The sequence below is a fragment of the Bacillus sp. KICET-1 genome (assembly GCF_027721405.1).
Taxonomy (GTDB): Bacteria; Bacillota; Bacilli; order Bacillales; family Bacillaceae; genus Bacillus; species Bacillus velezensis.
Genome location: NZ_CP113515.1, coordinates 3,270,240 through 3,291,275, shown reverse-complemented (window position 1 = coordinate 3,291,275; position 21,036 = coordinate 3,270,240). Strand labels below are relative to the sequence as shown.

Annotated in this window: 23 protein-coding genes; all 23 read left to right on the top strand. The window is 45.9% G+C overall.

Annotated features, from left to right (window positions below):
* The first annotated feature begins 1 nt into the window (after position 1).
* The 23 genes from fliZ to rseP all read left to right on the top strand — a co-directional run bounded on the left by fliZ (position 2) and on the right by rseP (position 21,006).
* A complete protein-coding gene (fliZ, locus tag OVA33_RS16565) occupies positions 2 to 655 on the top strand; it encodes a flagella biosynthesis regulatory protein FliZ (protein ID WP_003154237.1) in 654 nt (217 codons plus the stop codon).
* A complete protein-coding gene (gene fliP / locus OVA33_RS16560; protein WP_007409786.1) occupies positions 648 to 1,313 on the top strand; it encodes a flagellar type III secretion system pore protein FliP in 666 nt (221 codons plus the stop codon). The genes fliZ and fliP overlap by 8 nt, the downstream gene beginning before the upstream one ends.
* A gap of 14 nt (positions 1,314 to 1,327) precedes the next feature.
* Positions 1,328 to 1,597 (top strand): flagellar biosynthesis protein FliQ, encoded by a 270-nt coding sequence (gene fliQ / locus OVA33_RS16555; protein WP_003154234.1) that lies wholly within the window; start codon positions 1,328 to 1,330, stop codon positions 1,595 to 1,597.
* A 6-nt stretch (positions 1,598 to 1,603) separates the two neighbouring features.
* Positions 1,604 to 2,383 (top strand): flagellar biosynthetic protein FliR, encoded by a 780-nt coding sequence (fliR, locus tag OVA33_RS16550; RefSeq protein ID WP_025649460.1) that lies wholly within the window; start codon positions 1,604 to 1,606, stop codon positions 2,381 to 2,383.
* Positions 2,383 to 3,462: a flagellar biosynthesis protein FlhB gene (gene flhB / locus OVA33_RS16545; RefSeq protein ID WP_014417776.1), complete on the top strand. Its 1,080-nt coding sequence runs from the start codon at positions 2,383 to 2,385 to the stop codon at positions 3,460 to 3,462. Before fliR ends, flhB begins: the two co-directional genes overlap by 1 nt.
* Positions 3,463 to 3,495: 33 nt before the next feature.
* The gene (gene flhA / locus OVA33_RS16540) at positions 3,496 to 5,529 is read left to right on the top strand and encodes a flagellar biosynthesis protein FlhA (protein ID WP_014417777.1); all 2,034 of its coding nucleotides are present in this window, start codon (positions 3,496 to 3,498) and stop codon (positions 5,527 to 5,529) included.
* Complete coding sequence (gene flhF, locus OVA33_RS16535) at positions 5,529 to 6,620, top strand: flagellar biosynthesis GTPase FlhF (RefSeq protein WP_014417778.1); 1,092 nt, start codon at positions 5,529 to 5,531, stop codon at positions 6,618 to 6,620. The genes flhA and flhF overlap by 1 nt, the downstream gene beginning before the upstream one ends.
* The gene (locus OVA33_RS16530; protein WP_014417779.1) at positions 6,617 to 7,510 is read left to right on the top strand and encodes a MinD/ParA family protein; all 894 of its coding nucleotides are present in this window, start codon (positions 6,617 to 6,619) and stop codon (positions 7,508 to 7,510) included. Before flhF ends, OVA33_RS16530 begins: the two co-directional genes overlap by 4 nt.
* On the top strand, positions 7,507 to 8,574 hold the full coding sequence (locus tag OVA33_RS16525) for a protein-glutamate methylesterase/protein-glutamine glutaminase (protein WP_007409791.1): 1,068 nt from the start codon (positions 7,507 to 7,509) through the stop codon (positions 8,572 to 8,574). Before OVA33_RS16530 ends, OVA33_RS16525 begins: the two co-directional genes overlap by 4 nt.
* A gap of 5 nt (positions 8,575 to 8,579) precedes the next feature.
* Positions 8,580 to 10,598: a chemotaxis protein CheA gene (gene cheA, locus OVA33_RS16520; RefSeq protein ID WP_063636641.1), complete on the top strand. Its 2,019-nt coding sequence runs from the start codon at positions 8,580 to 8,582 to the stop codon at positions 10,596 to 10,598.
* Positions 10,599 to 10,620: 22 nt separating this feature from the next.
* A complete protein-coding gene (cheW, locus tag OVA33_RS16515) occupies positions 10,621 to 11,094 on the top strand; it encodes a chemotaxis protein CheW (RefSeq protein ID WP_003154225.1) in 474 nt (157 codons plus the stop codon).
* A gap of 15 nt (positions 11,095 to 11,109) precedes the next feature.
* On the top strand, positions 11,110 to 11,739 hold the full coding sequence (gene cheC / locus OVA33_RS16510) for a CheY-P phosphatase CheC (RefSeq protein WP_014417781.1): 630 nt from the start codon (positions 11,110 to 11,112) through the stop codon (positions 11,737 to 11,739).
* Positions 11,736 to 12,236 (top strand): chemoreceptor glutamine deamidase CheD, encoded by a 501-nt coding sequence (gene cheD, locus OVA33_RS16505; RefSeq protein WP_003154219.1) that lies wholly within the window; start codon positions 11,736 to 11,738, stop codon positions 12,234 to 12,236. Before cheC ends, cheD begins: the two co-directional genes overlap by 4 nt.
* A gap of 26 nt (positions 12,237 to 12,262) precedes the next feature.
* Entirely contained in the window at positions 12,263 to 13,027 is a 765-nt protein-coding gene (gene sigD, locus OVA33_RS16500) for an RNA polymerase sigma-28 factor SigD (RefSeq protein ID WP_003154217.1), read from the top strand.
* 27 nt (positions 13,028 to 13,054) lie between these two features.
* The gene (locus tag OVA33_RS16495; RefSeq protein WP_014417782.1) at positions 13,055 to 13,522 is read left to right on the top strand and encodes a DUF6115 domain-containing protein; all 468 of its coding nucleotides are present in this window, start codon (positions 13,055 to 13,057) and stop codon (positions 13,520 to 13,522) included.
* Positions 13,523 to 13,665: 143 nt separating this feature from the next.
* Positions 13,666 to 14,406: a 30S ribosomal protein S2 gene (gene rpsB / locus OVA33_RS16490; RefSeq protein WP_003154215.1), complete on the top strand. Its 741-nt coding sequence runs from the start codon at positions 13,666 to 13,668 to the stop codon at positions 14,404 to 14,406.
* A 99-nt stretch (positions 14,407 to 14,505) separates the two neighbouring features.
* Complete coding sequence (tsf, locus tag OVA33_RS16485) at positions 14,506 to 15,387, top strand: translation elongation factor Ts (RefSeq protein WP_007409794.1); 882 nt, start codon at positions 14,506 to 14,508, stop codon at positions 15,385 to 15,387.
* Between the two features lie 145 nt (positions 15,388 to 15,532).
* Positions 15,533 to 16,255 carry a UMP kinase gene (gene pyrH, locus OVA33_RS16480; RefSeq protein WP_029973460.1) on the top strand — a complete coding sequence of 241 codons (723 nt, stop codon included), beginning with the start codon at positions 15,533 to 15,535 and terminating at the stop codon, positions 16,253 to 16,255.
* Between the two features lie 2 nt (positions 16,256 to 16,257).
* Positions 16,258 to 16,815, top strand: a complete 558-nt coding sequence (gene frr / locus OVA33_RS16475) for a ribosome recycling factor (protein WP_003154212.1) — start codon at positions 16,258 to 16,260, stop codon at positions 16,813 to 16,815.
* 125 nt (positions 16,816 to 16,940) lie between these two features.
* Positions 16,941 to 17,723: an undecaprenyl pyrophosphate synthase gene (locus OVA33_RS16470; protein ID WP_014417783.1), complete on the top strand. Its 783-nt coding sequence runs from the start codon at positions 16,941 to 16,943 to the stop codon at positions 17,721 to 17,723.
* Between the two features lie 3 nt (positions 17,724 to 17,726).
* Positions 17,727 to 18,524 (top strand): phosphatidate cytidylyltransferase, encoded by a 798-nt coding sequence (locus OVA33_RS16465; RefSeq protein ID WP_014470393.1) that lies wholly within the window; start codon positions 17,727 to 17,729, stop codon positions 18,522 to 18,524.
* Positions 18,525 to 18,579: 55 nt separating this feature from the next.
* Positions 18,580 to 19,731 (top strand): 1-deoxy-D-xylulose-5-phosphate reductoisomerase, encoded by a 1,152-nt coding sequence (gene dxr, locus OVA33_RS16460; RefSeq protein WP_063636642.1) that lies wholly within the window; start codon positions 18,580 to 18,582, stop codon positions 19,729 to 19,731.
* A 6-nt stretch (positions 19,732 to 19,737) separates the two neighbouring features.
* A complete protein-coding gene (gene rseP / locus OVA33_RS16455; RefSeq protein ID WP_014721183.1) occupies positions 19,738 to 21,006 on the top strand; it encodes an RIP metalloprotease RseP in 1,269 nt (422 codons plus the stop codon).
* The last annotated feature ends 30 nt before the right edge of the window (positions 21,007 to 21,036 follow it).

The following is a 21,036-nucleotide window of genomic DNA, read 5'->3' as shown; positions in this document are numbered from 1 at the left end:
GTTGAAAAAGAGTCATGGTTTACTAGCTTTGATTTGTTGTTTCGTTTTACTCAATGTACATCCGTTCCCTGCTTTTGCGGCGGAGTCTGACAATTCCACCGTCAACGAATGGTTTGACAAACAATCAACAAACAAAACAGAGAAAAAAAGCGATACATCGAAACAAACGGCTGATCAAGAGATAGGGGATGCTTCTGCATCTTCTGTCTCCGCTTTTGATTTTGTAAAGATGATTGGGGCGTTATTATTCGTCATTCTGCTGATCTATGGATTTGTCAAACTGATGAATAGAAGAAACCGTCTGTTGAAGCCGTTTCAATATGTAGAAAATATCGGCGGAACGTCAGTCGGCCAAAACCGTTCCGTGCAGCTGATTAAAGTGGGAAACAGCGTTCTCGTAGTCGGTGTGGGCGAAACGATACAGCTTTTAAAAGAAATTGAAGATGAAAAAGAGCGCGAGGCGATTCTGAGCCAATACGAAGAGTCGATGTCTTCAAAAGTGGAATGGACCAAGCTCGTAAATCCGCGTAAGGATGGAGAAAAAAAGCCGCAAACGATGCTTCCGTCGTTTTCAAAAGCGCTGAAAGAACAGTTGAACGAGCTGAAACAAAGCCGTTCTGAAGGAAAGAAGAAAGGCCCTTATCATCATGAATGAATTTATTAATCTTTTTAATTCAAGCAGTCCGACCGAAGTCAGCTCCACTGTTAAATTACTGCTGCTTTTGACTGTCTTTTCAGTGGCGCCGGGGATTCTGATTTTGATGACCTGCTTTACGAGAATCGTCATCGTCCTGTCTTTTGTGAGAACCTCACTGGCGACGCAGAACATGCCTCCCAACCAGGTTTTAATCGGCCTTGCGCTGTTCTTGACGTTTTTTATTATGGCGCCGACTTTTTCAGAGATTAATAAGGAAGCCTTAACGCCGCTGATGGACAACAAAATCAGTCTCGATGAAGCATATACAAAAGCCGAGAAGCCGATTAAAGAGTATATGAGCAAGCATACAAGGCAGAAGGATCTGGCGCTGTTTATGAACTATGCCAAGATGAAAAAACCTGAATCGATTCAGGATATTCCTTTGACGACGATGGTGCCCGCTTATGCGATATCAGAACTCAAAACCGCTTTTCAAATGGGCTTTATGATTTTTATTCCGTTTTTAATTATCGATATGGTCGTGGCGAGCGTCTTAATGTCAATGGGAATGATGATGCTTCCGCCGGTTATGATCTCTCTGCCCTTTAAAATATTGCTTTTCGTTTTGGTCGATGGATGGTATTTAATCGTGAAATCTTTGCTTGACAGCTTTTAGGGTAGGTGCTAATTGTGAGTTCAGAATTTGTAATTTCCATGGCGGAAAAAGCCGTATATGTAACACTAATGATCAGTGGGCCGCTGCTTGCGATCGCGCTGATCGTCGGTTTGCTCGTCAGTATCTTTCAAGCGACAACTCAAATACAGGAACAGACGCTTGCGTTCATTCCGAAAATCGTGGCGGTGATGCTTGGACTGATCTTTTTCGGTCCTTGGATGCTGTCGACGATTCTTTCGTTCACAACTGATCTGTTTTCTCATCTGAACCGATTTGCAGGGTAGAATCAAATGAATTCCATCATTGATTTATTTCCCGCTTTTTTATTGGTCTTTATCAGAATCTCTGCTTTTTTTGTAACGGTGCCGGTGTTCGGACATCGGAATCTGCCGGCGGTTCACCGAATCGGCTTTGCTTTTTTTCTTTCGGTGATCTGCTTCAGCACGCTGAAACATGCGCCGGAAATAGAAATAGGGGAACAGTATATGCTGCTTGTCATAAAAGAGGCCGTTGTGGGCTTGAGCCTCGGGCTGATCGCTTTCATGATGATGACAGCCATTCAGATAGCAGGTTCCTTTATTGATTTTCAGATGGGCTTTTCCATCGCCAATGTCATTGATCCGCAATCAGGAACGCAAAGCCCGCTGATCGGACAATTCGTTTATACGCTTGCGCTGTTATTTATGCTCAGCGTAAACGCCCATTATCTTTTATTGGACGGGATTTATTACAGCTTTCAGTATATCCCGCTTGACCAGGCATTTCCGTCGTTTGGAAATGATCAGTTTGGACTTTTTATCGCAAAAAGCTTCAGTGCCATGTTTATTATCGCTTTTCAAATGTCTGCGCCGGTTGTGGCCAGTCTGTTTTTAGTTGATTTGGCGCTCGGTATTGTAGCGAGAACGGTGCCGCAGCTGAATGTTTTCGTTGTCGGGCTTCCTCTGAAAATAGCCGTGAGCTTTATTATGCTGATCGTTTGTATGTCGGTGATGTTTGTCGTCGTCCGCAACATCTTCAGCCTTACCGTTGAAACCATGCGGAATCTATTGGCATTGGTCGGTGTGACATGATGAGACTCAGACTGAATCTGCAATTCTTTGCCGGTGAAAAAACGGAGAAAGCCACTCCGAAAAAACGGAAGGATACAAGAAAGAAAGGACAGGTCGCGAAAAGTACGGATGTGAATACAGCCGTTTCTTTACTGATTATCTTTCTTTCGCTGATCGCGCTCGGTCCTTATATGCGGGACAGGCTGCTGTCCTTTATTAAAACGTTTTATACGAAATCGATAACATTACACCTGTCAGCATCTGCCGTGCATGAACTGTTCGTGGATACGGTGAAAGATATCAGCCTCATCCTCGCGCCGATTATGCTGGTCGCGCTTGTGGCAGGTGTCGTGAGCAATTACATGCAGGTGGGTTTTCTGTTTTCTGCGGAAGTCCTCAAGCCTGACTTGAATAAGCTCAGCCCGCTGAAAGGATTTAAGCGGATTTACAGCATGAGGGCGATTGTTGAACTGGTCAAATCCATTTTGAAGATTACTGTGGTCGGTTTTGCCGCCTTTATGGTGCTCTGGCTTCATTATGGCGATATTCTTCGCCTTCCGCTTTTAACGCCTGCGGAAGTGCTCACTTTCGTTTCTAAGCTCACGCTTTGGATGGGGCTTGCGGGATCAGGGGCTTTAATGCTGCTGGCCGGGCTTGATTATTTATATCAGCGTTTTGACTATGAGAAAAATATCAGAATGTCAAAGCAGGATATAAAAGATGAATACAAAAAATCGGAGGGTGATCCGATAATCAAGTCCAAAATTAAGCAGAAGCAGCGGGAAATGGCGATGAGGCGGATGATGCAGGAAGTGCCGAAAGCGGATGTCATCATTACCAACCCGACCCATTATGCGATAGCTTTAAAATATGATGAAAAGAAAATGGACGCCCCTTACATTGTTGCCAAAGGGGTCGACCATCTCGCATTAAAAATCAGGCAGATCGCCAAAGAACACGATGTCATGACGATTGAAAACAGGCCGCTCGCGCGTGCGTTATATGATCAGGTTGACATTGACCAGGCTGTGCCGGAAGAGTTTTTCAAAGTCATTGCGGAAATTTTGGCTTATGTATATAAAACGAAACAAAAAGTATAGTGAATTTCAGATTCAAAAGGAGAGAAAAACAGCATGTCAACAAGAGATTTATCGGTTTTAATAAGTGTTGTCCTCATTGTGGCAATGCTGGTGATTCCATTCCCTCCATGGTTGTTAAGTATTTTGATCATCATTAATATCTCTCTTGCGTTGATCGTGCTTCTCACCACAATGAATATGCAAGAACCGCTGCAATTCTCGATATTCCCGTCATTGCTGCTGTTATTGACGCTGTTTCGGCTTTCGCTCAATGTGTCGACGACACGTTCGATTCTTTCTCACGGAGAAGGAGGAAAGGTTGTTGAGACATTCGGGAATTTCGTTGTCGGCGGAAATGTGCTGGTAGGGCTTGTTGTCTTCATTATCTTGATTATTATTCAGTTTATCGTCATTACAAAAGGCGCCGAGCGGGTATCGGAAGTGGCGGCGAGATTTACGCTCGATGCGATGCCCGGAAAGCAAATGAGTATTGACGCGGATTTAAATGCCGGCATGATTACGGAGCAGGATGCAAAGCACAGACGTGAAAAAGTCGCCCGGGAAGCCGATTTTTACGGCGCCATGGACGGTGCGAGCAAATTCGTCAAAGGAGATGCCATCGCGGGTATCATCATCGTGATGATCAATATTATTTTCGGAATCGTAATCGGCATGCTGCAGCAGGGGATGAGCATACAAGAAGCTGCGTCTCACTTTACAATGCTGACGGTCGGTGACGGTATCGTTTCTCAAATGCCGGCTTTGCTCATCTCAACGGCTACGGGGATTGTCGTGACGAGAGCGGCATCTGAAGGAAACCTCGGTCATGATATTACAGGCCAGCTGTTTGCTTATCCGAAGCTCTTGTATGTAGCCGCGGGAACTGTACTTTTGCTCGGTCTTCTTACACCGATCGGCATTCTGCTGACGGGACCGATCGCCGGTCTGCTTGCATTCGGCGCTTACATGCTGTCCAAAACGGATAAGCCGAGCGAAGAAGAGGAAGAAATTCTTGAAGAAGAGGCTCAGGCGGATGAACTGAAAAGCCCGGAAAGCGTCGTGCAGCTTTTACATATTGATCCGATTGAATTTGAGTTCGGATACGGACTCGTGCCGCTTGCAGACGCGGGGCAGGGCGGTGATCTTCTTGACCGCATCGTCATGATCAGACGTCAGCTTGCGCTTGAATTGGGACTTGTCATTCCGGTTGTGCGCATCAGGGATAACATCGCGCTCCAGCCGAATGAATACAGATTGAAAATTAAAGGCAATGAAGTCGCTAAAGGAGAGCTCCTGCTGGATCATTACTTAGCGATGTCACCGACGCCTGAAGATGACGTCATTGAAGGAATTGAAACGATTGAACCGTCGTTCGGACTTCCTGCAAAATGGATCAGCGAAGCTGCGAAAGATGAAGCAGACATGCTGGGGTATACAGTTGTTGATCCGGCGTCAGTCGTATCTACGCATATTACAGAAAAAATTAAGCAGCATGCCCATGAACTGGTCGGCAGACAGGAAACAAAGCAGCTGATCGATCATCTGAAGGAAAATTATCCTGTGCTTGTTGAGGAAGTCACGCCAAACCCTCTTTCTGTCGGCGATATTCAAAAGGTGCTTGCCAAATTGCTGAGAGAAAAAGTGTCAATCAGAAACTTGGTGACCATTTTTGAAACTCTTGCCGATTACGGAAGATTAACGACAGATTCAGACCTTTTGACAGAATACGCGAGACAGTCGCTTGCCAAACAAATCACGGCACAATATGCGAGAGAGCATGAAACGCTGAAGGTCATCACATGCTCAGGCCGGGTGGAAAAAGCGATTGCAGACGGGGTACAGCAGACTGAACAGGGCAATTACCTGTCACTCGACCCTGAGGTTTCAGACAGCATCATCCGTTCTGTCGCTAAAGAGGCCGAGCAGCTTTCCATCCGTCAGGAGTCAGCGATTCTTCTTTGCTCGCCTGCTGTCAGAATGTATGTTAAACAGCTGTTAGAACGGTATTTCCCTGATCTTCCGGTTCTTTCTTATAATGAGCTGGAAGCAAATGTTGAAGTACAGAGCATTGGAGTGGTGGATATTTAATGAAAATAAAAAAAATTACAGCCGCTTCAATGCAGGATGCCGCGAAGCAAATCAAAAAGGAACTCGGCAATGATGCCGTTATTTTACATTCCAAACAAGTAAAGAAACGAAAATGGCTGGGGCTGCGGCCGCAGCAGGCCGTTGAAGTGATAGCGGTTTTAGATCGTGACGTCAGGGAAGCGAGAAAAACGCCGCCGGCTGCCGCTGAAGAAATGAAAAAGACGGAAACGGCGGAGAAAGCTGAGCCTGTTCAGCCGCCGCGTCTTCCGGATCAAAGCATTTCCGGCGAACTGGCGCATTATAAAGAAGTGCTCCCTGAACCATTAAAAAAAGCCGAGAGACTATTGAAGCAAGCCGGGCTTCCTGATCATACGCAAAACGCCGTGCTCAGTGAATTGCTCCGTTCTTCAATTGTTTCCGGAGATTTAACTGAAGATAATGTCAGCTCAAAACTGCAGGATTTGTTAGTGAAAAAACTCCCTTCGGCAGACAGGTGGCAGGAAGGGATTCAATCAAAATACGTCGTGCTTTTCGGTTCAACCGGGGCCGGCAAAACGACTACACTTGCGAAACTCGCGGCCTCATCAATGCTGACAGAGCATAAAAAAATTGCATTTATGACGACGGATACTTACCGGATTGCCGCGGTCGAGCAGCTGAAGACATATGCGGAGCTGCTTCAGGCTCCTCTTGAAGTATGCTATTCAAAGGAAGAATGTCTGAAGGCACTGGAAAAATTCGCTGAATATGACCATGTTTTCATTGATACAGCCGGCAGAAACTTTAAAGAAGAGCAGTATATTACGGAATTACAAGAGATGATTCCGTTTGAATCAGGCTTACAATCCTTTCTCGTATTATCAGCATCTGCAAAATATGAAGATATGAAACAGGTGCTGAAACGTTTTTCCGGTGTGCCGGTCAATCAATTCATTTTCACGAAAACGGATGAAACCGCCTCACTCGGCTCCGTGTTTCAAGTGCTGTCGGAATCAAGAATCGGCGCCGCCTATTTGACAAATGGACAGGATGTGCCTGAGGACATCCTATCGGCTTCACCAAAAGAGTTTGTAAGGATGCTTTTGACATGAAACCCGATCAGGCAGAGTCATTAAGAAGGAAAATGAGAGAGCGGCAAATGATCAAGCCGGAGCTTTATGAGAAAAAAGCGAAGACATTAGCCGTCATCAGCGGTAAAGGCGGCGTCGGAAAATCTAATTTAACATTAAACATGGCAGTTGCCCTGCAGGAAAAAGGAAAAAAAGCACTCATCATTGATCTTGACATCGGAATGGGCAACATTGATGTGCTGATCGGCGCTGCTTCTTCCCGCACCATTATTGATGTGATGGAGAATCGGCACGCATTGGCGCAATCACTGTCCTCCGGTCCGAAAGGCCTTCGGTACATATCCGGAGGAACGGGGCTTGAGGCGATCTATCAAGCTGACGGAGAGAAGTGGGCGGCTTTTATGAATGGTCTTTCCGCTGTATTAAGCGATTTTGATTACGTTCTGTTTGATATGGGAGCGGGACTTTCAAACGAACAGCTGCCGTTTATTTTATCGGCGGAAGACATTCTCGCCGTGACAACGCCTGAGCCGACGGCCATTATGGATGCCTACAGCGCGATCAAACATCTTTTGCTCGCGGATGAACGGCTGACCGTAAACATTGCCGTCAATCGCGCCCGCTCCCAAAAACAGGCGCTGGACACGTACAACCGCCTTTCTCATGCGATTCACACGTTTTTAGGCGCGGAAGTGCGTTTCGCCGGCTCCATACCCGATGACCCGCTAGTAAGTCAAGCCGTCATTGACCAGGTGCCTTTTTTAATAAAAAGTCCTCAAGCAAAAGCCAGCAGGTCCGTCCGTCTTCTGACGGATGTCTTGTTTCAAACGGAAGAAAACAAACCAAGAGAAGAGAAACCGGCATTTATTGAGAGATTATCTTCTTTTTTATTGAGGAGGACTTTACAGTGATTCGTGTGCTTGTCGTTGATGACTCAGCTTTTATGAGAAAGATGATTACCGATTTTCTGGCTGCGGAAGTGCAGATAGAAGTCATCGGGACAGCCAGAAACGGGGAAGAGGCGCTGAAGAAAATAGAGCTTCTCAAACCGGATGTTGTCACGCTTGATATTGAAATGCCGGTCATGAACGGAACGGATACATTGCGGAAGATCATCAGCATATATAAACTTCCCGTAATCATGGTATCGAGCCAGACACAACAAGGGAAGGACCGAACGATCAACTGCCTGGAAATGGGCGCTTTTGATTTTATCACCAAGCCTTCCGGAGCGATTTCCCTTGATCTTTATAAAATTAAAGAGCAGCTGATTGAGAGGGTGATTGCAGCCGGGCTGTCCCGCGCACAAAAACCTGAGGCGGCAGTGAAAGAGTCTTCTATCCCGGAACGTCCGGCTTTAGCGGGATTTGAAAGACCGAAAGCAAAATCCGCCAAGCAGGCCGTATTCATCGCGACCTCTACAGGCGGACCGCGGGCTCTGCAAAAGGTGATTCCGAAACTGCCGAAGGATTTAAAGGCGCCTGTATTTGTCGTTCAGCACATGCCTGAAGGCTTCACCGCTTCACTTGCAGACAGACTCAACCATTTGTCAGATATTCAGGTCAAAGAAGCGGAAAACGGTGAAGAAGCGAAAGACGGATGGGTGTACATCGCGCCCGGCGGAAAAAATATGACGGTTGCAGAGGAAGGCGGAAGGCTCCGCATCATTCTTGACGTTCATGATACGGAAAGCCGGCATAAACCGTCAGCCGATTATTTGTTTCGGTCGGCAAGCCGCTTATCCGATTACGAAAAGGTAGCCGTCATTATGACCGGCATGGGCAGCGACGGAACCGAGGGCGTAAAAGAAATGCTCAGAACAGGCGGCGTTAAAACGATTGCGGAATCGGACGAATCCTGTGTTGTGTTCGGAATGCCGAAGTCAGCGATAAAGGCGGGCCTCATTCATGAGATTAAACATGTGGAAGATATCGCGGCATCCATCACCGGATGTGTGAAAAAAGAGAGGGTGTGAATCAATTGGATATGAATCAATATTTAGATGTCTTTATTGATGAAAGTAAAGAGCACTTACAGACATGTAACGAAAAGCTGCTGCTGTTGGAAAAAGATCCGGCAGACCTTCAGCTTGTGCATGACATCTTCAGAGCTGCCCATACGCTGAAAGGCATGAGCGCAACGATGGGATATACAGATCTGGCGCATTTAACCCACCTGATGGAAAATGTGCTGGACGCCATCCGCAACGGAGAAATGCCCGTTACATCGGATTGGCTGGATGTGCTGTTTGAAGCGCTTGATCATCTTGAAGAGATGGTGCAGTCCATTATTGACGGAGGAGACGGCAAACGTGATATTTCTGAAGTGAGTGCGAAGCTCGACGTAAATGCGGTGCATGAGACTGCGGCTTCAGCCGAAACAGCAGAACCGCCGGCTTCAAAACAACAGGCTTCAACTGAATGGAATTATGATGAGTTCGAACGGACTGTTATTGAAGAGGCGGAAGAGCAAGGATTCAGCCGCTATGAAATAACGGTTTCCCTGAATGAAAGCTGCATGCTGAAAGCCGTGCGGGTGTACATGATTTTTGAAAAGCTGAATGAAGCCGGAGAAGTCGCAAAAACGATACCTGCCGCGGAAGTGCTTGAGACGGAAGATTTCGGAACGGATTTTCAGGTGTGTTTCTTGACAAAGCAGCCTGCTGAAGAAATTAAAGAACTCATCAGCGGCATTTCAGAAGTGGAGAATGTCGAAATTTCTGCCGGTGCGCCGTTAAAAACGGCCGAAAAACCGCAAGCGGCTGAACCGGTGAAGGAAGCTCCGGTTAAAAAGGCTGAGAAACAGCCAAAGCCGCAAGCGAAAACGGAAGAACAGCCGAAGCATCACAGCGGCTCGAAAACGATTCGCGTCAACATTGAAAGACTGGATTCTTCAATGAACCTTTTTGAAGAACTTGTCATTGACCGCGGACGTCTTGAGCAGATCGCCAAGGAGCTTGACCACAATGAGCTGACTGAAACCGTTGAACGCCTGACCAGAATCTCGGGCGACCTTCAGTCTATTATTCTTAATATGCGGATGGTGCCGGTAGAAACCGTCTTTAACCGTTTCCCGAGAATGATCCGCCAGCTTCAAAAGGAATTAAACAAGAAAATCGAATTGTCCATCATCGGAGCTGAAACGGAGCTGGACCGTACGGTGATTGATGAAATCGGCGATCCGCTTGTCCATTTAATCAGAAACAGCATCGATCACGGCATTGAATCGCCTGAAGTGCGGGTGAATAAAGGAAAATCAGAATCAGGTCATGTCGTGCTTAAGGCATATCACAGCGGCAATCACGTCTTTATTGAGGTTGAAGATGACGGGGCCGGCTTGAACAGAAAGAAAATTCTTGAAAAAGCGCTCGAACGGAGTGTAATCACCGAACGTGATGCTGAAACGCTTGAAGATAATGAGATTTACGAGCTTATTTTTGCTCCGGGCTTCTCGACTGCCGATCAAATTTCTGACATTTCAGGGAGGGGCGTCGGTCTGGATGTTGTGAAAAATAAACTCGAATCACTCGGCGGCTCTGTCAGTGTCAAATCCGCGGAAGGCCAAGGTTCTCTTTTCAGTATCCAGCTTCCGCTGACACTTTCAATTATATCTGTTCTTCTCATTAAACTGGAAGAAGAGACGTTTGCGATACCGATTTCTTCTATTATAGAGACGGCTGTTATTGATAAGAAAGATATCCTGCAGACGCATGACAGAGAAGTGATTGATTTCAGAGGCCAAATCGTTCCGATCGTCTATCTGAAAAAAGAATTCGGCATTACGGATTCAAAACAGGATGCCGATCAGTTCCATGTAATCGTCGTGAAAAAGGGCGATAAATCCACTGCTTTTGTCGTGGACTCTTTTATCGGACAGCAGGAAGTCGTACTGAAATCACTCGGCGACTATTTGACGAACGTCTTTGCGATTTCCGGCGCTACGATTCTCGGAAACGGAGAAGTGGCGCTGATTATTGATTGTAATGCGCTGATCTACTAAAACGACACGAGGAGGTGCCCGAATGACTGCTGAAATCAAAACAGGTGAAAAAATGATTGTGTTTATGATAAACGGGAAAGAATACGCTATCTCAGTTTCCCAGGTGAAATCAATTGAAAAGTGGCAAAAACCGACGAGGGTCCCGGGTGTGGAATCTTATATCCGCGGCGTTATCAATCTGCGCGGAGTGATTACCCCGGTTCTTGATTTAAGAAAACGTCTGAACCAGCCTGAACAGGACATCACAGAAGAGACTCGGATTATCATCATTTCTTACCGTGACGCTGATGTCGGATGGGTCGTGGATGAGGCCAATGACGTCATCACCGTGCATGAAAATGAAATCGAATCCGCGCCTGAAAGCCAGACAAAGGAAACGGATGTGTGGATTAAACAGATCGTTAAGCAAGATAACAGGCTCCTCAATATTATCGATGCGCATGCGGTGCTGGATAAAGGTGCTTCGGCATCTGCGTCCGGAGAGCCTAATGCTTAAAGGGGAAAAGACAACATGAGTAAGTTTGAAGCGATCAAAGAAGAGCAGATGGATATTTTGCGGGAAGTCGGAAATATCGGGGCGGGTCACTCGGCTTCTGCAATGGCTCAGCTGCTGAACAGAAAGATAGACATGGAAGTGCCGTTTGCGACTTTATTGACATTTGATGAGCTCGCTGATTTTTTCGGCGGGGCTGAAACGCCGGTCGCCAGTATCTTTTTAAGAATGGAAGGCGACATGACCGGCTCTATCTTTCTCATCATGCCTTTTGATCAGGCGGAACAGTTTATCAGAGAGCTGATCGGAAATCCGGATTTTGATATTGACCAGCTGGGCGAAGATCATTTGAGTTCTTCTGCTTTACATGAGTTCGGCAATATTTTAGCAGGTTCCTATTTAACGGCATTGGCTGATTTGACAAAGCTTGAGATTTACCCGAGCGTGCCGGAAATCTCACTTGATATGTTCGGCGCGGTTATCAGTGAAGGGCTGATGGAGCTCAGCCAAGTCGGAGAGCATGCCATTGTCGTGGATACTTCTATTTTTGACCAGGGCAGCCGGCAGGAGCTCAAAGCCCACATGTTTATGCTCCCGGACTATGATTCTTTTGAAAAGCTCTTCGTCTCATTGGGTGCGGCTTTATGAGCCGTGCGGAAGCCGCAGTCGTTAAAGTGGGGATTGCGGATGTTCAAGTCGCGCGTTACCCGGATAAAATCCGGACCTCGGGACTCGGTTCATGCGTGGGGCTGGTTTTATACGATAAAGACAAACAAACGGCAGGACTCGTTCACGTCATGCTGCCGGACTCCGGTTTATCAAAAACGGCGGAGCTCAACCGTGCAAAATACGCGGACACCGCCGTTAAGATGACGATTGATATGCTTTTGAAAGCCGGCTGCCGCAAGTTTGCCCTGAAGGCAAAACTCGCCGGGGGAGCGGAGATGTTTAAGTTTAAAATGACAAACGACCTGATGAAAATCGGTCCGAGGAATGTAGCGGCCATCAAAGAGCAGCTTTCATTGTATAACATTCCGGTCATCAGTGAAGATACGGGCGGCTCAAGCGGCCGGACGATTGAATTTGAGCCAAAGTCCTGCATGCTGCACATTCGAACTGTTAAACAAGGTGAAACAACGATTTAATAAAGGTATGAGGTAGGGGGATAACAATGCAATCCTTGAATTATGAAGATCAGGTGCTTTGGTCGCGCTGGAAAGAGTGGAAAGATCCTAAAGCCGGTGATGATTTAATGCGCCGTTACATGCCGCTGGTCACATATCATGTCGGCAGAATTTCCGTCGGACTGCCGAAATCGGTGCATAAAGACGATCTAATGAGCCTTGGTATGCTTGGTTTATATGATGCCCTAGAAAAATTTGACCCCGGCCGGGATTTAAAATTTGATACCTATGCCTCGTTTAGAATTCGCGGTGCAATCATCGACGGGCTGCGTAAAGAAGATTGGCTGCCCAGAACTTCACGGGAGAAGACAAAAAAAGTCGAAGCGGCGATCGAAAAACTTGAACAGCGCTACCTTCGGAATGTGACGCCTTCAGAGATCGCAGAAGAGCTGGGGATGACGGAGCAGGACGTAGTATCAACGATGAATGAAGGGTTTTTTGCCAATCTCTTATCAATTGATGAAAAGCTTCACGACCAGGATGACGGTGAGAATATTCAAGTGATGATCAGAGATGACAAAAATGTGCCGCCGGAAGAAAAAATCATGAAGGACGAGCTGATCGCTCAGCTTGCGGGCAAAATTCATGAGCTCTCTGAAAAAGAGCAGCTTGTCGTCAGTTTATTCTATAAAGAAGAACTGACTTTGACCGAAATCGGACAAGTCCTGAACCTTTCGACGTCGCGGATTTCACAGATTCATTCAAAGGCGCTGTTCAAATTAAAGCACCTGCTTGAAAAAGTAATTCAATAATGAACTCATGGTTAGCGAGTGAAAAACATGTCAACACTATTATGGCTTTTAAGCTTTGTGCTTCACGGCGTACTGCTTTATGCCGTCATTATTCTGTACACGAGGTTTTCAGCCCTCAAGGAGACGGAGCGCCAGCAGAAGAAGATTCTTGAAGAGACGGAAAACACCCTTGCAGCGTTTCTGCTTGAGCTGAAAGAAGAAAATGAAAGACTCGAAGACGCAAAAAGCCGTCAAGCGCCGGACGCAGAAGACGCCGAACCCCGGCCGGAACCGAAAGAAGAGCCTGATATTCCGGACCACATGGAAAAGCTCATCAGTGCAACGGAACGGGCTGAAAGTGACGAAAACAGCGGCGCGCATTCGTTTGAAGAACGTGTTTCAGAATTATATGAACAAGGGCTCACCCCCGCGGAAATTGCCAAACGGATGCAGAGCGGAAAGACAGAAATCGAGCTGTTTTTAAAATTTCGCGGCAAAGCTGTAAAGGATTCTTGATTGTCGCATAAAGCTGTGTTATATTATTTCTTGGTGTTAAATACACACGCTTAACGATTTATGCAGAGGGTGCTGCAAACGGCAGTTCTGCACAAAAATGACCTAAGCGGAGGAAAAAAACCATTTTATTAGGAGGAAATCACATGTCAGTTATTTCTATGAAACAATTGCTTGAAGCTGGTGTTCACTTCGGCCACCAAACACGCCGCTGGAACCCAAAAATGAAGCGTTACATTTTCACGGAGCGTAACGGAATCTACATCATTGACCTTCAAAAAACAGTGAAAAAAGTAGAGGAAGCTTACAACTTCACGAAAAACCTTGCTGCTGAAGGCGGAAAAATCCTTTTCGTCGGCACAAAAAAACAAGCTCAGGATTCTGTTAAAGAAGAAGCTGTACGCTCTGGCATGTACTATGTCAACCAACGCTGGTTGGGCGGTACACTGACAAACTTCGAAACAATCCAAAAACGCATTAAGCGTCTGAAAGACATCGAGAAAATGCAAGAAAACGGTACATTTGAAGTACTTCCGAAAAAAGAAGTTGTTCAATTGAAAAAAGAATTAGAGCGTCTTGAAAAATTCCTCGGCGGAATTAAAGACATGAAGGATCTTCCTGATGCATTATTCATCATCGATCCTCGCAAAGAGCGCATCGCTGTTGCGGAAGCTCGCAAATTGAACATTCCTATCATCGGAATCGTAGATACAAACTGTGATCCTGATGAAATTGATGTCGTAATCCCTGCAAACGATGACGCAATCCGCGCTGTCAAACTTCTTACTTCTAAAATGGCAGATGCTATTCTTGAAGCGAAGCAAGGCGAAGAAGAAGCGGAAGCTGCTGAAGAGACTGCACCTGAAACAGAAACGACAACTGCGTAACCTAATCAAAAGGTGATAGAAGGGACTGCCTTTTATCACCTTTTTTCAAGAAAAATGTATCTATACATATCTTGTTTACACATATAAGGAGGAATTCAAATGGCTATTACTGCACAGCAGGTAAAAGAACTGCGTCAAAAAACAGGCGCTGGTATGATGGACTGTAAAAAAGCATTGACTGAAACTGACGGAGATATGGACAAAGCAATCGACCTTCTGAGAGAAAAAGGAATTGCGAAAGCGGCTAAAAAAGCTGACCGTATCGCTGCTGAAGGTTCTACTCTTATTAAAACTGACGGCAACAAAGGCGTTATCTTAGAAGTAAACTCTGAAACTGATTTCGTTGCGAAAAACGAAGGCTTCAAAGAGCTTCTGAACACGCTTGCTGACCACCTTCTTGCAAACGCTCCTGCTGATCTTGAAGAAGCAATGGGTCAAAAGATGGAAAACGGTTCTACTGTTGAAGAATACATCACTAGCAACGTTGCTAAAATCGGAGAGAAAATCACTCTTCGCCGTTTTGCTGTTATTACAAAAGAAGACAGCGAAGCGTTCGGTGCTTACCTTCACATGGGAGGCCGCATCGGCGTATTATCCGTTCTTAGCGGAACAACTGACGAAGATCTTGCAAAAGACATCGCGATGCATGTTGCAGCGGTAAATCCTCGTTACATTTCCCGCGACCAAGTGTCTGAAGAAGAAGCAAACCATGAGCGTCAGATCCTGACTCAGCAAGCTCTTCAAGAAGGCAAACCGGAAAACATCGTAGCTAAAATGGTTGAAGGCCGTCTGAACAAATTCTTCGAAGAAATTTGCTTATTAGACCAAGCTTTCGTTAAAAACCCAGACGAAAAAGTGAAACAAGTTGTGGCTGCGAAAAACGCATCTGTTAAAACTTACGTCCGCTACGAAGTTGGAGAAGGTATTGAAAAACGCCAAGAAAACTTTGCTGAAGAAGTTATGAACCAAGTGAAAAAATAATGGCGGAAAGCCTTGGCGAATCTTTCGCGGCTTTTCAGGCAGTATAGGGGACACTACTTGTGTTCCCTATTTTTAAAACTATATTTACAAACCTTTTTTTCTCTTGCATAATAGGAAACGGCAATGTTTACACTTGGAGGTTATTATGGAAAAACCAAAATACAATCGTATCGTTTTAAAGCTTAGCGGAGAAGCATTGGCAGGAGAGCAGGGAAATGGCATTAATCCGACTGTCATCCAATCCATCGCTAAACAGGTAAAAGAAATCGCTGAGCTTGACGTCGAAGTGGCCGTAGTCGTAGGCGGCGGCAACTTATGGCGCGGAAAAACAGGCAGTGACTTAGGAATGGACCGTGCGACGGCCGATTATATGGGCATGCTTGCTACTGTCATGAACTCACTTGCCCTGCAGGACAGCCTGGAAACGCTCGGAATTCAGTCCAGAGTGCAGACATCAATTGAAATGCGTCAGGTCGCTGAGCCTTACATCAGAAGAAAAGCCATCCGCCACCTGGAGAAAAAACGCGTTGTTATTTTTGCCGCGGGAACAGGAAACCCTTATTTCTCTACGGACACAACCGCAGCGCTGCGTGCCGCTGAAATCGAAGCGGACGTGATCTTAATGGCGAAAAATAATGTCGACGGTGTGTATAATGCTGATCCGAGAAAAGATGAGTCAGCCGTTAAATACGAAAAATTATCTTATCTCGATGTGTTAAAAGACGGGCTGGAAGTCATGGATTCTACGGCTTCTTCACTATGTATGGATAATGATATTCCGCTGATCGTCTTTTCTATTATGGAAGAAGGAAATATTAAGCGTGCCGTAACCGGCGAATCAATCGGAACGATCGTAAGGGGGAAATAACGTTGTCAAACGAAGTATTAACACAAACAAAAGAACGCATGGAAAAAGCGGTTGCCGCTTATTCACGCGAATTGGCGTCAGTCCGCGCAGGACGTGCCAACCCATCTCTATTGGATAAAGTGACAGTAGAATACTACGGTGCCCAAACACCTTTAAACCAGCTGTCTTCCATCAATGTGCCTGAAGCGCGTATGCTTGTTGTCACACCGTATGACAAAACGGCAATCGGCGATATTGAAAAAGCGATCCTGAAAGCTGATCTTGGCGTAACGCCGACAAGTGACGGCACAATTATCCGTATCGCGATCCCGGCTTTGACGGAAGAAAGACGTAAAGAACTTGTCAAAGTCGTGAAAAAATACGCGGAAGAAGCGAAAGTAGCAGTCCGTAATGTCCGCCGTGACAGCAACGATGACCTCAAAAAACTTGAGAAAAACGGAGACATTACAGAAGACGAGCTTCGTGCTTCCAGTGAAGACGTTCAAAAGCTGACAGACGAATATGTGTCAAAAATTGACAGTGTCACAAAGGACAAAGAAAAAGAAATCATGGAAGTTTAATGAAAAACTATGTACAATAGATAATGTGAAAAGACCCTCTCATGTTTACAGGGGGTTTTTTTGTTAATACTGTTGATTACATTGATCATCAGCAACGCAACCTTTTTGGGTGACGGAGGAATCTCATGCTCAACATACTCAAAAATTGGAAGAATCAGCAGAATGCGGCTTCCAACTTAGAACGGTATACAAAAGAAGACATACTGAAGGGTGAAATTCCCGCACACATTGCCATTATTATGGACGGAAACGGACGCTGGGCGAAGAAGCGCTCACTCCCTCGGATTGCAGGACATCATGAAGGAATGAAAGTGGTAAAAAGGGTGACAAAGCTCGCAAGTCAGCTCGGCGTTAAAGTTCTGACTCTTTATGCGTTTTCAACGGAGAACTGGAAGCGCCCGAAGATGGAAGTCGACTTTTTGATGAAGCTTCCGGAAGAGTTCCTGAATACGTATCTTCCTGAATTGATAGAGGAAAATGTACAGGTGAAAATTATCGGAGATGAATCCGCGCTCCCTTCTCATACGTACAGGGCGATTGAGAAAGCCGTAAAAGATACAGAACAAAATGACGGGATGATTCTCAATTTCGCTTTGAACTACGGCGGACGCACGGAAATCGTCAATGCGGCAAAAGCACTGGCCGAACAGGTGAAAAGCGGCACGCTGAATATCGAAGACATTGATGAAGCGCTCTTTTCCGGGCATTTAATGACAGAATCAATCCAGGACCCGGAGCTGCTCATCAGAACGAGCGGAGAAATCAGATTGAGCAACTTTATGCTTTGGCAGGTGGCTTACAGTGAATTTGTTTTTACAGATGTCCTGTGGCCCGATTTTAAAGAAGATCACTTTCTGCAGGCAGTGGGAGAATTTCAGCAGCGGGGCCGGAGGTTTGGCGGAATTTAGAGGATGGTGGAAATGAAACAAAGATTGTTAACGGGTGTTCTGGCAGCGGCACTATTTTTATTTTTGGTTATTTTCGGAGGATTGCCGTTCACCGTATTTGTTTATGTGATGGGCAGTATAGCGCTTTTTGAGCTTTTGCGGATGAAAAAGCTCAAGTTTTTTTCTTTTCCGGGTCTGATCAGCCTCCTGTTATTATGGCTGTATATGATGCCGGACAAATATCATTTTTTTGACGCGAAAATGGAAGTAACGATTTTCGCCGTTTTGATATTGCTCAGCTATACGGTGCTTGTGAAAAACACCTTTACGTTTGATGAAGTCGGGTTTATCGTCCTAGCGACGGTATATATCGGACTGTGTTTTCATTATTTTATCGAAATCAGAAACATTGAAACAAACGGGCTTTTGTATATTTTTTATGCCTGCGTTGTCATATGGTCAACGGATTCGGGCGCATATTTTGTAGGAAAGTCGCTCGGAAAGCGGAAGCTGTGGCCTGAAATCAGTCCTAACAAAACGGTGGAAGGGTTTCTCGGCGGTATTGCCATCGCCCTTATTTTCACGGCTGTTTTTCAGCTGTTTGCCGGTCTTCCGATTTCATACCCGGTTCTTTTGGTCATCACACTTGTTCTGTCTGTTTTCGGACAGATCGGGGATTTGGTGGAATCAGCGCTGAAACGGCACTATGATGTGAAGGATTCGGGGAAAATCCTTCCGGGGCATGGCGGCATTTTAGATCGATTTGACAGCTTTTTGTTTGTCATGCCGTTCTTGTACTTTCTGCTTGCGCTTTTTTCATGAGAAAGGCTAATATGAAAATAAGACCGATCTGGACGCATAGAATGGGAGTGGCATTTTGAAGAATATTTGTCTTTTAGGAGCAACGGGATCAATAGGGGAGCAGACATTGGATGTATTGCGCATGCATGAAGACCAATTCCGTCTCGTCTCGATGACTTTCGGTAAAAACGCCGAAAAAGCAATCCCGTTGATCAGAACGTTTCAGCCGAAATATGTAGCAGTCGGCGACATGGATACATACCAAAAAGTGAAAGAAGCGTCTTTTTCTCATGAATGTCAAATCGGCATCGGAGAAGAAGGCCTGATTGAAGCGGCAGTCATGGACGAAGTGGATATCGTGGTCAATGCGCTGCTTGGAAGCGTCGGTTTAATCCCGACTTTGAAAGCGATTGAACAGAAAAAAACAATTGCGCTTGCAAATAAGGAAACTCTCGTCACTGCCGGGCATATAGTGAAAGGACACGCAAAACGATACGGTGTTCCTCTTCTTCCGGTCGACAGCGAACATTCCGCTATTTTTCAGGCGCTGCAAGGCGAACAGAGCAAAAATATCGAGCGCCTGATCATTACGGCATCCGGCGGCAGTTTCAGAGATAAAACGCGGCAGGAGCTTGAGTCTGTAACGATTGCCGACGCCCTTAACCACCCGAACTGGTCGATGGGCGCAAAAATTACGATTGACTCGGCTACAATGATGAATAAAGGACTTGAAGTTATTGAGGCGCATTGGCTGTTTGACATTCCGTATGAACAGATTGACGTTGTATTACATAAGGAGAGCATCATTCATTCGATGGTTGAATTTCACGACAGAAGCGTCATCGCCCAGCTCGGAAATCCGGACATGAGGGTGCCGATTCAATATGCGCTGACATATCCGGACCGGCTGCCTCTGCCTGAAACAAAAAGGCTTGAATTATGGGAGATCGGAAGCCTTCATTTTGCGAAAGCTGACTTTGAAAGGTTCCGCTGCTTACAATTTGCCTTTGAATCAGGTAAAATAGGGGGAACGATGCCGACGGTTTTAAATGCGGCCAACGAAGAAGCCGTTGCCGCTTTTCTTGCCGGACGGATTTCATTCTTATCGATTGAGGACCTGATTGAAAAAGCACTGGACCGCCACAGCGTAATTCAGGATCCGAGTCTTGCGGATATCCAAGAAGTGGACAAAGACACCCGGGGATACGTTAATTCAATACTCACATAAGGTGGTATGTTCGTGAATACAGTTATCGCGTTTATTATTATTTTCGGAACGCTCGTTTTTTTCCATGAGCTGGGGCATTTATTGCTCGCCCAAAGAGCGGGAATCCTTTGCCGTGAATTTGCGATCGGCTTCGGCCCTAAAATCTTTTCATTTAAAAAGAATGAAACCGTGTATACGATCAGACTCCTTCCGGTCGGCGGGTTCGTCCGCATGGCCGGTGAAGACCCGGAGATGATCGAAGTCAAACCCGGTTATACCGTCGGACTTCTTTTTAATAAAGATGACGAAGTGGAAAAAGTCATCATTAATCAAAAGGAAAAATATCCCGACGCTTTAATTATCGAGGTGGAGACGGCTGATCTTGAGCACGAAATGAAGATTACCGGGTACGAGCAGGGGAAAGAAGATGAACTGGCGGGCTTTACTGTCAGTCAGACCTCTTTTTTTATCGTAGACGGAGAAGAAGTGCAGATTGCGCCTTACAATCGACAATTCGGGTCTAAACCCGTATGGAAGCGGATTAAGGCGATTGCTGCCGGTCCGATAATGAACTTCATCTTAGCGTATGTCATTCTCGTCATGCTTGGATTCATTCAAGGCGTGCCTTCGAATCAGCCTGAGCTCGGGAAGCTGACAGACAATGGACGCGCAGCGGCTGCCGGTTTAAAAGAAGGCGACTATATCCAGAGCATTAACGGTGAAAAAATGAGGTCATGGACCGACATCGTGACAGCGGTAAAAGAAAATCCCGGGAAAAAAATCGATGTCGCCGTCAAACGGGACGGCAAATCGTTTCATATCTCGGTTACACCTGAAGCTGTAAAAGATGAAAATAAAAAAACAATCGGCCGCTTCGGCTCTTATGCGCCGACTGAAAAAGGCGCGCTTGCAGCGATCGCCTACGGCGCGACATCTACCGTTGATGTCACAAAAGCGATTCTGACCAATCTGGGCAAAATTGTGACAGGCCAGTTTAAGCTTGATATGCTTTCGGGTCCTGTCGGCATTTATGATATGACGGATCAAGTTGCAAAAACCGGCATCATCAACTTATTGCGGTTTGCGGCGTTTTTAAGCATCAACCTGGGAATCGTCAACCTGCTGCCGATACCGGCGCTTGACGGCGGGCGGCTGCTGTTTTTATTCATTGAAGCAATCCGCGGCAAGCCGATAAACCGTGACAAGGAAGCATTTGTCGTATTTATCGGCGTAGCTTTCTTAATGCTTCTTATGCTGGTTGTCACATGGAACGATATCCAGCGTTTATTCTTATAATTGACTAGTAAAAAATCAGAGGTGCGAAGA